At 32.8% G+C, this 13,405-nt stretch carries 12 protein-coding genes, 1 tRNA gene and 1 pseudogene; 7 read left to right on the forward strand and 7 right to left on the reverse strand.

The window, feature by feature from the left end; genetic code table 11:
* The first annotated feature begins 75 nt into the window (after positions 1-75).
* The 3 genes and pseudogenes from ABWU64_RS04375 to ABWU64_RS04385 all read left to right on the forward strand — a co-directional run bounded on the left by ABWU64_RS04375 (position 76) and on the right by ABWU64_RS04385 (position 2,781).
* Entirely contained in the window at positions 76-1,311 is a 1,236-nt protein-coding gene (locus ABWU64_RS04375) for a metallophosphoesterase family protein (protein ID WP_341815800.1), read from the forward strand.
* Between the two features lie 15 nt (positions 1,312-1,326).
* Positions 1,327-1,668: pseudogene (locus ABWU64_RS04380) on the forward strand (transposase); the annotation flags it as partial.
* Between the two features lie 252 nt (positions 1,669-1,920).
* Complete coding sequence (locus tag ABWU64_RS04385) at positions 1,921-2,781, forward strand: hypothetical protein (protein ID WP_353279376.1); 861 nt, start codon at positions 1,921-1,923, stop codon at positions 2,779-2,781.
* Between the two features lie 157 nt (positions 2,782-2,938).
* Here the strand turns inward: ABWU64_RS04385 and dcd are convergent, their stop codons facing one another.
* Positions 2,939-3,496 (reverse strand): dCTP deaminase, encoded by a 558-nt coding sequence (gene dcd / locus ABWU64_RS04390; protein WP_006012513.1) that lies wholly within the window; start codon positions 3,494-3,496, stop codon positions 2,939-2,941.
* A gap of 71 nt (positions 3,497-3,567) precedes the next feature.
* On the reverse strand, positions 3,568-5,025 hold the full coding sequence (locus ABWU64_RS04395; RefSeq protein ID WP_353279377.1) for a TrkH family potassium uptake protein: 1,458 nt from the start codon (positions 5,023-5,025) through the stop codon (positions 3,568-3,570).
* A 118-nt stretch (positions 5,026-5,143) separates the two neighbouring features.
* On the opposite strand from ABWU64_RS04395, the gene ABWU64_RS04400 reads away from it, so the two are divergent.
* Positions 5,144-6,484, forward strand: a complete 1,341-nt coding sequence (locus tag ABWU64_RS04400; protein WP_353279379.1) for a hypothetical protein — start codon at positions 5,144-5,146, stop codon at positions 6,482-6,484.
* Between the two features lie 102 nt (positions 6,485-6,586).
* On the opposite strand, the gene ABWU64_RS04405 is transcribed toward ABWU64_RS04400, so the two are convergent.
* The 5 genes from ABWU64_RS04405 to rpsB form a co-directional block, all read right to left on the reverse strand.
* Positions 6,587-7,603, reverse strand: coding sequence for a substrate-binding domain-containing protein (locus ABWU64_RS04405; protein ID WP_135352867.1), 1,017 nt, complete (start codon positions 7,601-7,603; stop codon positions 6,587-6,589).
* A 193-nt stretch (positions 7,604-7,796) separates the two neighbouring features.
* Entirely contained in the window at positions 7,797-8,354 is a 558-nt protein-coding gene (frr, locus tag ABWU64_RS04410; RefSeq protein WP_353279381.1) for a ribosome recycling factor, read from the reverse strand.
* A gap of 7 nt (positions 8,355-8,361) precedes the next feature.
* Positions 8,362-9,105, reverse strand: a complete 744-nt coding sequence (gene pyrH, locus ABWU64_RS04415; protein WP_015588403.1) for a UMP kinase — start codon at positions 9,103-9,105, stop codon at positions 8,362-8,364.
* Positions 9,089-9,934 carry a translation elongation factor Ts gene (gene tsf / locus ABWU64_RS04420; protein WP_341815796.1) on the reverse strand — a complete coding sequence of 282 codons (846 nt, stop codon included), beginning with the start codon at positions 9,932-9,934 and terminating at the stop codon, positions 9,089-9,091. The genes pyrH and tsf overlap by 17 nt, the downstream gene beginning before the upstream one ends.
* A complete protein-coding gene (gene rpsB, locus ABWU64_RS04425; RefSeq protein ID WP_135352868.1) occupies positions 9,931-10,746 on the reverse strand; it encodes a 30S ribosomal protein S2 in 816 nt (271 codons plus the stop codon). Before rpsB ends, tsf begins: the two co-directional genes overlap by 4 nt.
* A 181-nt stretch (positions 10,747-10,927) precedes the next feature.
* Here rpsB and ABWU64_RS04430 point away from each other — a divergent pair.
* From ABWU64_RS04430 to glmS, 3 genes are all read left to right on the forward strand, one after another.
* A tRNA-Asp gene (locus ABWU64_RS04430) sits at positions 10,928-11,004 on the forward strand.
* A 130-nt stretch (positions 11,005-11,134) separates the two neighbouring features.
* Positions 11,135-11,548, forward strand: a complete 414-nt coding sequence (gene yajC, locus ABWU64_RS04435) for a preprotein translocase subunit YajC (protein ID WP_006012489.1) — start codon at positions 11,135-11,137, stop codon at positions 11,546-11,548.
* An 8-nt stretch (positions 11,549-11,556) separates the two neighbouring features.
* Positions 11,557-13,368 carry a glutamine--fructose-6-phosphate transaminase (isomerizing) gene (gene glmS / locus ABWU64_RS04440; RefSeq protein ID WP_015588399.1) on the forward strand — a complete coding sequence of 604 codons (1,812 nt, stop codon included), beginning with the start codon at positions 11,557-11,559 and terminating at the stop codon, positions 13,366-13,368.
* Positions 13,369-13,405: the final 37 nt, after the last annotated feature.

Raw genomic sequence — 13,405 nt, forward strand, 5'->3', positions numbered from 1 at the left:
ATGAATTTTATGGTTACAAACTTTAATCATTTAAGATAATCTTAATACTAATTCTTAATTTAGGTCTTTATACAAATGAAAGTAGCTAATATCTTCATTTTTTTAATTCTATCTCTTACAATTAGCTTTCACTCCACTCATGCACAAATATTGTACACATGGTCTCAAATCATTCCAGAAAATAAATTAAGCATACGTGCGATTATAGACAATAACATGTGTCCCATTGCTTACGTCGATAATAAGGAAGTAGAAATGCTAAGTCGCAGCTCAATTAACAATACCGAAACAGTTTGTGAACTGATAGTAGAAACAAATGCTCAAAACATTAGTATTGACAATATAAAAGTTCCCGTATTAGCGAAAAAGATCAGCAAAATTGCCTTCATTGGCGATACAGGATGTAGAATAAATATGTTATTTCAGCAAGAATGTAATTCTGTAGATAGCTGGCCTTTGAAAAAAAATTTAGATTCAATCGCTTTTCATAAACCAGATTTAATTATCCATGTTGGTGATTATCATTATAGACAAGCAAAATGTAGAAACACAAAAAAGTGCGGCGATATTTATGGATATAGCAAAGAAGCTTGGTACGCTGATTGGTTTGAGCCTGCAAAAGATATTTTAACACAATCTCCTTTTCTTTTTGTTCGTGGAAATCATGAGAGTTGTAATAGAGCTTACGAAGGATGGTTCAGATATTTAGATTCATACCCCTTTTTCCCTCAAAAATGTGAAGATCTTATTTCCAGTTGGTTCTTAGATACTGGGCCGATGAAGTTTTTTATCTTCGACTCTTCATCCGGTGAGGAAATTTTTACAACCCAAAGCACAGTTGATGCTTTTGAGAGGCAGTTTGATAAATTGATACAAGATAAGCCCACGTGGTTTTTGACTCATAAACCACTTTGGAGATCTCCAAAAAAAGAATTTTTGACATTAAAAAGCCATGGTAATCTTACACAAATTGAAGCTTTTGGAGATAAATTTCCAAGCAATGTTACTACCATAGTTTCTGGCCACATTCATATAGCCCAGATTTTATTAATGGATAATGTTCCAGATCAGATTATAGTTGGAAACGGCGGTGCATTATTACACGCTCAAGATCAAGAACCTGTTTATCAAAACGTAGAATTTAACTATCCAAATAGTAGAAATTACTTAGCACACGAAGTTAGAAACTTTTTCGGCTTTGGCTTTGCAATATTAGGTTTAGACGATCACAAATTTACTTTCTATAACCAAGATAATAAGGAAATGTATTCTGCAAACCTAACGAAAGACTTTAAACTTAAAACAAATTAAAATTAGGACTATTTAAGGACGCAGAAAAAACGTGCTGAGCTTAAAAAACTCATAGCAACAAAAAACACTGAAATTCTTGTATATATCGACTAATCTGGAATTGATAACACAAAAGTCAGCGTATTAGTATGATTGCAGCTTTGAATAAGGAAAAAATTATGGCGCCTATGATTTTTGAAGGCTACTGCGATACAGACGTTTTTAATAGCTAGTTCAAGCTTTATTGCTGGGTGATTTTGGATAATGCAACTTTTCATAGAAAATAAGTGAATTTGTTAAAAGTGTCGGTGCTGAAGTTATGTATCTGCCTCCATATTCTCCTGATTTTAATCAAACCATTGGTTTGTTATAAAAAATTGAGCCAGAAAGAATATCCAGCTATTCGAACTATTAGAAAAAGAGCTATATATGAGCATGTTTTAGCACAGACATTTTTTGTAACTAGGCGAATGCAATCAGTTTTAGCGGCTTGAAAGGATATCAATTAATAAAGAAATGCATCTATAGTAATTAGAAGAAAGAATGAAAAAGTACAGAAGTAGAAATGTGAGTTGACAAAATAAGAGAAATATAATATATTGACGATAATGAGACTATTTAAAATTAATTATGTCGGTAGTAGTAAATACACCAGGTAACATACAAAGAACGTCAAAATTAAGAGATATTTTACTAGCCCCTGTGAGGTGGCTAGTCATTGGTTTAGCTGTAGTATTACTCATAGCATCTATTGTTCTTGTTCTAGCATTAATTCTAGTCGCTCAAGCATTGAGTAAGCTATATGTTCTTGCAGGAGGCAAATTACCGGAATGGTTAGAGCAAAGAACTGAAGCATTTATGGAGGCAGCACGTATCCCACAAACAACGCATGATACTAATGTAAATGATGCAATTAATATTAACGTTCAAAAGCTAAAAGAAAACTATGGCGAGCCTGATGTTGATGATAAGTTTATAGAGGAAATAGAAGGATTTATTGATCAGTTAGAATGCATAGCAAATGGCACACAAAAAGCTTTAGATAAAGATCAACTCACAGCAGATGAGAAAAAACATGCACTTGAGTGCCTAAAGCGTATAAAAAATGACCCTGATTCACATAGTGGAAGTGGATTAAGATTGAAGCAAGTTTTAAGTTTGGTTTGGAAAGCTTGTAAGGATAAAAATAAAAAAAGTACTGATAATAATATAGATATTAATGCCCGCATATCACAGAGAAAATATCAACTGGTTAAACATTTAGTAGAATCGCAAACAGAATACGGAGTACTTGTTGGCAGTGCATGTTTTACTGGTACCTTTAACAGTATTGTCTCTTCCTTGTACACTTTTGAAGAGTTTTCCTTCTTGCAAAGAGCGGATAAGGCTACTGTAAAACAAGAATTTCAAAATGAGCTACAAAAAAAGGTGAAGAATTATTTAATCAGCTTGCCAATGATGAAGAAAAAAAAGAAGTTGCAAAAGCTTTAAGTAATCCTTCTACAAATTTCTTTATTAGCTTTATAGAATCATTTAAAAATCACTCTGCACGTGCAGTTTTAGGTGATAAAAAATGTGATGAACTAATAAAAGAAAATTTTGCTAATCTTCAATACAAAGAATCAATATCTAGCTTTATCTAAAGTAATCACTTAACTAACGGCAAAGTGATACCATGTTGATTCATATATTTTCCTTTCATATCATCATATGACTTCTCACACTCACTTTCGCCGCTCAAAAACACAAATTGACATGCTCCTTCATTAGCGTAGATTTTTGCAGGAAGTGGAGTAGTGTTAGAGAATTCAAGTGTGACGTGACCTTCCCATCCAGGCTCTAAAGGTGTGACGTTTACTATAATACCACATCTTGCATAAGTTGATTTACCAACACAAATTACCAGTACATTCCTTGGTATACGAAAATATTCCACCGTGCTGGCAAGTACAAAACTATTTGGTGGGATTATACATACATCTGTTTCCTTATCTATGAAACTATTCTCAGAAAAATTCTTGGGGTCTACAATAGCTGAATTAACATTAGTAAAAATCTTAAACTTATTACTAACTCTTGCATCATAGCCATAAGATGATAATCCGAAAGATACAACACCCTTACTGCTTTTATGATTCACAAAAGGCTCTATCATTCTAGAGTTTTCAGCCTTTTCCCTTATCCATTTATCTGGCATAACTGCCATAATTGTCCTTTAAAGTTTTGTAATACTTATAATAATATGTAATAGAATTTAAATGTAAACCTGAATTAGCGTTACACTCTGGAATGGCAAAGTTTCCAGTATAAACTACCTATACAAAAATAAATTGGCAATATTTCAAGCCTGCCAAGCAGCATCAAAAACGATAGAAATAGCTTTACTCCACCACTAAAGGAGGAATAATTACCTGAAGGACCTATTAGGTTACTAAACCCTGGGCCAGAATTTGTAAGCATTGCAGAAACAGAGCTGATGCTAGTTATAAAGTCCGCATTGCTCAAGTAAGACATCACTATTGATGATATAGTGAATGTTAACATGTAAATCGCAAAAAACGTAAAGACGGATTGAACTTCATCATTTTCCAGTATTTTACCATTGAGTTTTACTCTATCGCTTTCACTTGGATTTAATAAAGAGCTAAAGTAATTCCTTATAGATTTTAGAAAAATGACTAAACGGAAGATTTTGATTCCACCACTAGCAGAACCACCACATCCACCAATAAAGGCTAAAAAGAAAGCTAAGACTGAAATAAAGCTCCAATTCAAGTAGTTGCACATTACATAGCCAGTTGATGTGATAAAGGAGGTAATGGTGAATGTGCTGTACCTAAATGATAAAAATACTCCTAAGTCAAAATTTTTATATAACCAAAAACAAGCAAGCAAAGATGAGATAACAACTATCTTAATAAAGTAAGAGACCTGTTCATCATAACAAACGTCTAATCGTCTTATAATTTGTAAATAGCTCAGAAAAGGTAAAGAGCCTAAAATCATAAAGATAATTGTTATGACCTCCAATATAGGGTTATTGTAGTAGCCTATAGAATCGTTATAGTTAGCAAATCCACCAGTTGATACAGCGGACATTCCGTGACATACTGCGTCAAATAATGGCATGCCAGCTAGATAGTACGAAAATATGCACAATAAAATTAGGCAGTAATATATTTCTGCAATATGTATTACTACGCTTCGCGTATGTGGTAACTTTCTTTTAAGAGCATCTGAGTACTCAGAATAGAGTAAATTATTTAAGCTCAAAACCTTAAATATGGGAAAAATTGCAATTCCTACTGTAATTACTCCAAAACCACCTATACCGTGCAGCATTGCTCTCCACAGTAGTATCCCCGGAGATTGTTGCTCGATGTAACTTAGAACAGTTGCTCCTGTGGTTGTAATCCCAGATACTGCTTCAAACAGTGCATCAATGTAGCTTAAACTATCAAGATAAAATGGAATAGCTGCAAATAGAGATAATGCAATCCAGGTACAACTGGTAATCGCAAAAATTGCCGGCATTCCATGTACCCTATTTAGTTTACCCAGTAGAATAAAAATCGCACTAAATGTGCAGGTAACTATAAATCCAACCAGAAAATTTTTCCATTCGTAACCTAGATAATTATTAGTAATAGCAGGAATAAGCATTGCTACGCCAAACAACAATAGAAAAATTCCCACAATAAACGCAATTGAACGTAAAACTTGCAGATTTTCCATAGACAGTACTGTGAAAGCTATATGTTATTAAAACTTCAACCGCTTTGCTAATTTTTTCTCTTGACTTGATTATAAATACGTATAATTATAGCGCTAAATTTGCCATAAGAGGTAAGGTATGTTATTAACTGAAAGACAAAAAACCATTCGAGATTCATTAATTAGTGAAGCTATAAAGGGCAACTTTGAGAGTATAAAAAATAATTACGATAGTGATGTACAAAAAGTTTTGGAAAGCAAATTGCCTAGCGATGTACAAGAAAAGTTTAAAGAGGATTTACCTAACCCTTGCACCACTTTAAAGTTTATTACGTTCCAAAAAAATCAAAAAGAAATTAACCAATATAAGCAAAAAATTGAGAGTACTTCAAGTGGTATAGTTATGAAAGAAGCAAAAGGGAGTAATGATCCAAATGTTAAAAAAATTCAAGATTTATTATATTATGCAGTCCAGCAGAACAATCTTAAAAAGGTTCAGAACATACTCAACAGCAATCCTAATAGTGATGTACAAAAAGCCTTGAAAAGCAAATTTTCTTACAATTACACCATCTTAGATTTTGCTATTTTTACACAAAAAAAAGAAGGAGATATCATTAAGGCACTTTGGCAGAAAGCTGATCAAGAAACTCGTATTCTCCTTAGTAATAGTGCAATCAAATTAGCTAATAAGAGTTCAGATTATGATGTTAAAAATTTATTCCAGAAGTTAAGGATTACAATAGAAAGTACACCGAAAAAGCCACTAGAACAAACTTATGAAGAATCTAATCAGAAAAATGGTATTTGTGGTAGAGCTATACAAAAAGTGGAAAATTTAAAGAGAATAAGTGATCTTCACTACAAATTACGTCAAGCAATAGATTATCTGGATGTTAAAAAAGTTAAAGCAGTATTAGAAGATTGTGATACAAATCTAGCAATGATTTTAAATAGACCTATACATTCACAGAGCAAAACTACCCTTTTACTTTATCCTCTGCAAGTTGGTCTTAATAAACGATATATAGGTGATGGTGAAAGATTGAAACAAGAAGATCTGAGAAATATAAAAGAAATTACTAAACTTCTTTGGGATAAAGCTTCTCCTGATATTCGCGATTTCTGGTTTAAATTCCATCAAGATCAACAAGAAGAAAGTACAAAAGACACAAAAGCAACCTTTGAAGCTCATTTGAAAAACGCTTCTCCTGATATTCGTAACTTGTGGCTTAAATATCAAAGAGTGCCTGAAAATCAAGATGCAGCTGTAATAAAACTTCTTAAAGGTGAGCAACAACGACATGCCAAGATAGATAGTGAGAAGTGGCTTGAAGATTTTATTCAAGAAGTTAAGGATTACACAGAACAAAAAAGCATAGAAGAAAACCTTGAAATAGCTACAGAGAAACCTACAACAAAATCTGTTCTACAAGACGCACAACTTTCTCAAATAAATAGAACTTGTTGTATTTTATAGTAAATAAGTTCTTAGGAAATCTAAGCATGATAACAATAAAAACAAGAAATTTAAACGTTCTATTGTTAACCTAGTATCCAGAATAAAAAAATATCAAAGTCATCATATTATATCACGAACCTTTTCCAAGACTTTTTTCATATTTTCGCTTGAAAGTGGAATTAAGCCAAGCCTAGATAAATATCCACCTTCAGTACTAATAGAGTCTACAACTTCTCTAATGAATTCCCTTAATCCATCAACAGTATCTAAGTGTTCTTTCTTTATATAAAGATATAAAGGCCTTGCTAACATATACTCCCCCGATGATATATTTTTATAAGTTGGCTCAATTCCTGCGATTGTGCTTCCTTGAATCTCATCTTGGTTTTTCGCTAAAAAGCTGAAGCTAAATATTCCTAAAGCATTTTTATTGCTCTTCAATTTTTGTATTATTATGTTTTCATTAATTCCAACTTCTATATATCTTCCATCATCTCTGATATTACTACATGCTTTCTTTCTTTTTTCTTGGTCTTGATAATTCTCTTTGAAAATCCTTGAGTTCATGCATGAATATTGATCAAGCATAATAAAATTAATCAAAGTTTCATGTGTACCTGTATTTTGATGTGGACCATAGATTTTAATTTCTGTTTTTGGTAGAGCTTGATTTACATCAGACCAAAATTTCTTGTTATTCTTTACTAATCTATCATTGTCTTCAGAATATGAAGATAAAGTTTCAAACAGGTCATTTTTTGTAAAATCAAATCTATGGCTTTGATTTGAATTTGCAATAACAATTCCATCATAGCCAATTATGATCTCTATTACTTCATTCACTTTATTTCTTTTACATAATTCTCTCTCTACTTCCTTCATAGGGCGAGATGAAGTAGTGATATCTGGTGTGCCCTCCCCTATTCCTGAACAAAACATTTTGAACCCTGATCCACTTCCTATCGATTCTACAACTGGAGTTTTAAAGGAAAATATACGGCTGAATTCTTCAGATATAAATGAGATAAAAGGAAAAACAGTTGAAGATCCAACAATTCTGATATATCTTCTAGCATCAACATTTGACAATGGGATGAGTAATACAAATGCAAAAATAAGGAAAAGGCGTTTCAGCATCGTTTTCGCTCAAGAGTGTAAACTTAATTATCGTAATAAAAAATCAAACTGAAAAGCTTTTTTTCTAGATTTCAAAAGGTATAACGATCAAATGTGTGCGTAATGATGAGATCTGAATCACAGCATTCATACAACTGTATCTATATCGAATCCTCTTATGTTTTTCAATACTGAAAAATTCTTTCATATTAACTTAATGATGCAATATATCCTTTTCTTTAATAGATAAGTCATCATCGACTTTTTTTACATTATCATCAGTAATGTTTTGTATTTCCTTTTTGGCAACATGAAAATCATCTTCTGAGATTTCCTTATTTTTCTTCATTTCCTCTATTTCTTCCATAACATCTCTGCGTATATTTCTAATTGCAACTCGTGCATTTTCAGAAAATTGATGCAATAATTTCACTAATTTTTCACGAGTTTCTTGTGTTAAGTCTGGCAGAACTATACGTATAGTATTTCCTTCAACAACAGGATTTAAATTCAGGTTAGCATTGATTATCGCATTTTTTACTTCACCGATAACAGTAGCATCCCAAACTTTAACTGATAGAGTTTTGTTATCTATAGCTGAAACGCCTGCAACTTGGTTCAGTTTTTGATGTCCACCATAGATATTTACAACTATACCATTAAGTAATGATGAGTTAGCTCTACCAGTACGTACACCTTTCATATCATCATGAAAAGACTGAATAGTTTTTAGCATTCTTTCTTTTGTTTTAGCTTTTATTTCGTTTAACATAAATTACCTAATGTTTATAATCTGAGACTATAGTATAAGTACCTTGACCTTTAATAATATTGACCATTTTTTCACTTTTCAAAGAAAAAACTACTATTGGAATAGAATTTTCACGAGCAAGTGAAATTGCTGACGCATCCATAACCTTCAAATCACGAGTTAACAAATCTGTGTAAGAAAGCCTATCGTACATTACAGCATTCTCATTTTTTTTTGGATCAGCAGAATACACGCCACTTACTTGCGTACCTTTTAAAATAACATTACAATTCATTTCAACAGCGCGTAAAGCTGCAGCTGTATCCGTAGTAAAAAATGGATTACCCGTTCCTGCTGCAAAAATTATCACCCTGCCCTCTTCTAAATGATGAATAGCCTTCCTTCTTATATAAGGCTCACATATAGTAGTCATAGGTATAGCAGACAACACCCTAGAGACTATAGAGCTTTTTTCTAAAAAATTTTGCAAAATTAAAGCATTAATGACAGTACCAAGCATTCCAATATAATCACTGCTTGCTCTCTCACAGCCACTTAAAGATGCTGATGCACCACGAAAAATATTCCCACCACCAACAACAATACAAACTTGAACTCCGAGATTACAAACTTCAACTATGTCTTTGGATAGTTTATCTATAACTTCCATATCATGGCCAAATAGCTTTGATCCCATCAAAGCCTCCCCAGAGATTTTAAATAACACTCTGGGGTATTTTACTTCTGAAGTTTTGTTACTTATTTGCACCATCCAAAGTAAGTAACTTATAATTAGCTAATTTAACAGCACTTGATTCTATAAAATCAGCAATCTTCATTTTATCATCCTTTATAAACTTCTGCTCTAGCAGAACAACTTCTTCATAGTATTTAGCCATTCGTCCATCTACTATTTTTTTCGCTACCTCTTCAGGTTTATTTAAGCTCTTTACTTGCTCCTCAATTATAGAACGCTCATTGTTTAATTTTTCTTGATCTAAATCATCTATAGATAAAGCTTCAGGTTTCATAGCAACTACATGCATAGCTATTTGCTTTCCAATCTCTTGTGTATCATCAGATGATTGCAATGCTACTAAAGCACCAATCTTACCTAAGCCAGGCATATCACCATGTACATAGCCAGCAATAATCCCATCCTTAATCTCTAGGTAGCAAAGATTGCTTAACTCTAACTTCTCACCAAGAACCGATGTACCACTCATAATAGCTTTCTGCACTGTACCAACATCTTCGTATTTAGCATTTTTTAACTCATCAAGACTAGTACAACGTTCTTGACAAGCAATTGATGCTAAATTTGAAACTAATGTTATGAACTTCTCATTTCTAGCAACAAAATCAGTTTCACAATTGACTTTAACCAATACACCATAATTTTTAGCCAAGCACATAGCAATAAGCCCATCCGAAGCTACTCTATCAGACTTTTTGTCAGCTTTAGCAAATCCTATTGTACGTAACCTATCAACGGCTTTCTTAATATCACCATCACACTCTTCTAACGCTTTCTTACAATCGCTTAAGCCAAGCCCTGTTCTATCGCGTAATTCCCTTATACTACTTGAATCCATCTTCATTTACTTACTATTACCTCCCTTTCTATTTCAACCTTAATACGCTTCTTTTTAGTTTGCACAATATCCTCTTCTTTTTCTTGAATAAGCTCATCATCCTTAACTCTAGACCTTGTCAAACTAGACTCTATTCCAGCTAATATAGAATCAGCAACTAATTTACAATAGAGCTCTATTGATTTTCTTGAATCATCATTTCCTGGTATAGGATAGGCAATACCATCTGGGTCAGAATTGGTATCAAGTACTCCAATTACAGGAATACCCAGTTTTTTAGCCTCTTTAACCGCTATATGCTCTTTGTTAGTATCAATAATAAATAAAATATCAGGAACTGCTCCCATTTCTCTAATTCCACCCAATTCTTTATCAAGCTTTTTTCTTTTCTTTTCAATGTTTCCTAATTCTTTTTTTGTTAAGATACTATCTTCATCATTCAATATTTTCTCATATTGTATCAAAGTTTTTATCGAAGAAGAAACAGTGTTCCAATTAGTAAGCATACCACCAAGCCATCGATCATTTACATAATACTGACCACAACGAACTGCTTCACTTGCAACAATATCTAAAGCTTGAAATTTCGTACCAACAAATAAAATGCGACCATCTTGAGATGCAACATCGTATAAAGCTTTCATCGCCGCCTCTAACAATGGTAATGTTTTCCGTAAGTCTATTATGTGTATACGATTCTGTTGATGTACACCATATATATATGGGGCCATTTTCGCATTCCAGCGACTAACTTTATGGCCAAAATGCACACCAGATTCAGCTAAATCACGTATAGTGACTTTAGGCAAATTTGTCATATTTATTCCTCCAAATAGTTTATCTTCCATGGCATAACCCTAACGGGACTACTTGCATAAGCCATGTGTGAAATTAAGTTATTTACATAGTAATAAAAAAGACAAAAAAGCGCAAACAAAAAATATTGACAAGTAGCAACACGTTGATTAGCTTTAAGATTACAAACGTTAAAAAGCAATGGGGGGTGTAGCTCAGTTGGTTAGAGCGCATGCCTGTCACGCATGAGGTCGTGAGTTCAAGTCTCATCACTCCCGCCATTACAGCAGAAACACCTTAAAATTCTTTAAGTTTCTTATTAATTTGAATTAATTTCTTTCAGAGACTTGACATGATATTGTAATTGCTGCTTAATCTATTTAATTTTATCGTTAATAATTGGGATTAAATATGTTCATTTCTGAGGTTTTTGCGGCAGATGCGACTAACAATGTATCAGCATCTGTTGCTAGCTTTATTCCACTCATTTTAATATTTGTAGTATTTTATTTTCTCATTATTCGCCCCAATCACAAAAAACTAAAAGAACATAGAAGGATGATAGATCAAATAAAACGTGGTGATACGGTTATTACTTCTAGTGGAATAATAGGTGAAGTAAACAAAGTTGACGAAGTAAATGCACAACTAATACTAGAAATAGCACCAAAAATTGAAATAAAAATCCTAAAGTCTGCTATATCTGAAATCTTAAATAAAGAAATTCAAAAGCCAGTAGCTAAATCTATTGAAAAAAGCAAAGTTGAAAAGAATGGCAAGAAAAATAAACTAGAGGAAAGTAAAAAAGACAAAAATGCTTCATAATTTAAGAAGTGTGTGGAATATTAGGTATAGTAAGTAGCGATGATTCAGTAATACCAACTTTACTAACCGCGTTGCAAAAATTGGAATACAGAGGGTATGACTCTTCAGGTATAGCAATTATAAATAATAGAGGTAAGATAGAAGTCAAAAAATCAGAAGGTAAAGTTGAAAGATTATGTGAAGTTGTTCATGAGAGCAAGATATCTAGTAGCAAAGTTGGTATAGCACATACTCGTTGGGCTACACATGGAGTTCCAAATCTTAAAAATGCTCATCCCATTTATATAAATAATGTTGTTGTTGCTCATAATGGCATAATTGAAAATTACAATATATTAAAAAAGGACCTGGAGGAAAAGGGGGTATCTTTTCATACCGACACTGATACAGAAGTAATACCAAACATATTAACTGCATATCTTAATGAAGGATTGTCACCAGTTGATTCTATATTACAGTGTCTAAACAATTTACAAGGTTCACTTGCTTTAGCTTTATTATTTGCAGAATATCCAGATACTTTATTTGTTGCAAAAAGAAATTTGCCTTTAGCAATAGGATATAACTGTAATAAAGTATTTGCTGCCTCTGATACTAATGCTTTGAGTTCATTTGTAGAAAAAATATTGCATTTAGAAGATAATGATATTGCAGTAATAAAATCTAACGAATTTAGTATATATAATAATGGTACACAAGTTAAACGCAGAACAGAAAATAGCAGTCCAAGAAATTTTCTAATTAGTAAAAATGGTTACCCTAGCTTTATGCTAAAAGAAATTTTTGAGCAACCGTATGCATTAAACAAAACAATAAATCAATTTTATAAACAATATAAAGAAATCAACAAAGAATTATTTTCTGAACTAGGTTACATTACTATAGTTGGATGCGGTTCATCCTATTTTGCTGGACTAATAGCAAAGTGTTGGCTGGAAAGTATTGCTCAAATTCGGGTATATCTAGAAATCTCGTCAGAATTTAGGTATAGCAGCGTCAAGCTCGAAGAAGGTAGTATTGGCTTATTCATTTCTCAATCTGGTGAAACTGCAGATACTATGGAAGCACTACGTTATGCGAGATTGCAGAAACAAATGATCATTAGCATAATTAATACATTTAATAGCAGCATAGAAAAAGCCTCAGATATTGTATTGCATACTCTTGCTGGACCTGAGATTGGTGTTGCTTCGACAAAAACCTTTTCTACGCAGCTTGCAATTTTAGCATGCTTTGCTGTAGAACTTGGAAAAATAAAAGGTATACTGGGTAGAGAGAGGATAAAGGAACTAAGCGGTGCTATTAATTCTATTCCCGAACATGTTGAGCATGTTTTGAATGTGATGGAAATACAACATATATCAGGCAGTATATTAGAGCACAATAATATAATTATAATTGGGAGAGGAAGCTCATATGGAGTTGCAATGGAAGGTGCATTGAAGATAAAAGAGCTTTCATATATCAACACAATTGGTATTGCAGCGGGAGAAATGAAGCACGGTTCTATCGCTTTGATAGACTCTACTGTACTTGTTATCGCAATTATTCCTTACGATAATTTATTCTTTAAAACGCTATCCAATATACAAGAGATTATTGCAAGAAAAGGTAAAGTAATTGCCTTTAGTGATAAGCAAGGAGCACCGCTCTTAAAGGGAATTTGCATAGATGTGGTGCAACTTCCAGAAGTTGACAATTTTGTTTCTCCAATTATCTACAGTGTTGCTATGCAATTTCTTGCTTATTCTATTGCAGAAAAAAAAGGGTTAGATGTAGATTGTCCGAGAAATTTAGCTAAATCTGTCACAGTTGAGTAACTTATTTAAAGTGAGTTGCTAATTAACAGCTCTAATT

This window comes from Wolbachia endosymbiont (group B) of Xanthorhoe designata, from assembly GCF_964028585.1.
Taxonomy (GTDB): domain Bacteria; phylum Pseudomonadota; class Alphaproteobacteria; order Rickettsiales; family Anaplasmataceae; genus Wolbachia.

What these genes read in the sequence shown, in the direction of transcription:
- ABWU64_RS04375 (WP_341815800.1), top strand. Translation starts at nt 76, where the DNA reads ATGAAAGTAGCTAATATCTTCATTTTTTTAATTCTATCTCTTACAATT.
- ABWU64_RS04385 (WP_353279376.1), top strand. Translation starts at nt 1,921, where the DNA reads ATGTCGGTAGTAGTAAATACACCAGGTAACATACAAAGAACGTCAAAA.
- dcd (WP_006012513.1), bottom strand. Translation starts at nt 3,496, where the DNA reads ATGGCAGTTATGCCAGATAAATGGATAAGGGAAAAGGCTGAAAACTCT.
- ABWU64_RS04395 (WP_353279377.1), bottom strand. Translation starts at nt 5,025, where the DNA reads ATGGAAAATCTGCAAGTTTTACGTTCAATTGCGTTTATTGTGGGAATT.
- ABWU64_RS04400 (WP_353279379.1), top strand. Translation starts at nt 5,144, where the DNA reads ATGTTATTAACTGAAAGACAAAAAACCATTCGAGATTCATTAATTAGT.
- ABWU64_RS04405 (WP_135352867.1), bottom strand. Translation starts at nt 7,603, where the DNA reads ATGCTGAAACGCCTTTTCCTTATTTTTGCATTTGTATTACTCATCCCA.
- frr (WP_353279381.1), bottom strand. Translation starts at nt 8,354, where the DNA reads ATGTTAAACGAAATAAAAGCTAAAACAAAAGAAAGAATGCTAAAAACT.
- pyrH (WP_015588403.1), bottom strand. Translation starts at nt 9,105, where the DNA reads ATGGTGCAAATAAGTAACAAAACTTCAGAAGTAAAATACCCCAGAGTG.
- tsf (WP_341815796.1), bottom strand. Translation starts at nt 9,934, where the DNA reads ATGAAGATGGATTCAAGTAGTATAAGGGAATTACGCGATAGAACAGGG.
- rpsB (WP_135352868.1), bottom strand. Translation starts at nt 10,746, where the DNA reads ATGACAAATTTGCCTAAAGTCACTATACGTGATTTAGCTGAATCTGGT.
- yajC (WP_006012489.1), top strand. Translation starts at nt 11,135, where the DNA reads ATGTTCATTTCTGAGGTTTTTGCGGCAGATGCGACTAACAATGTATCA.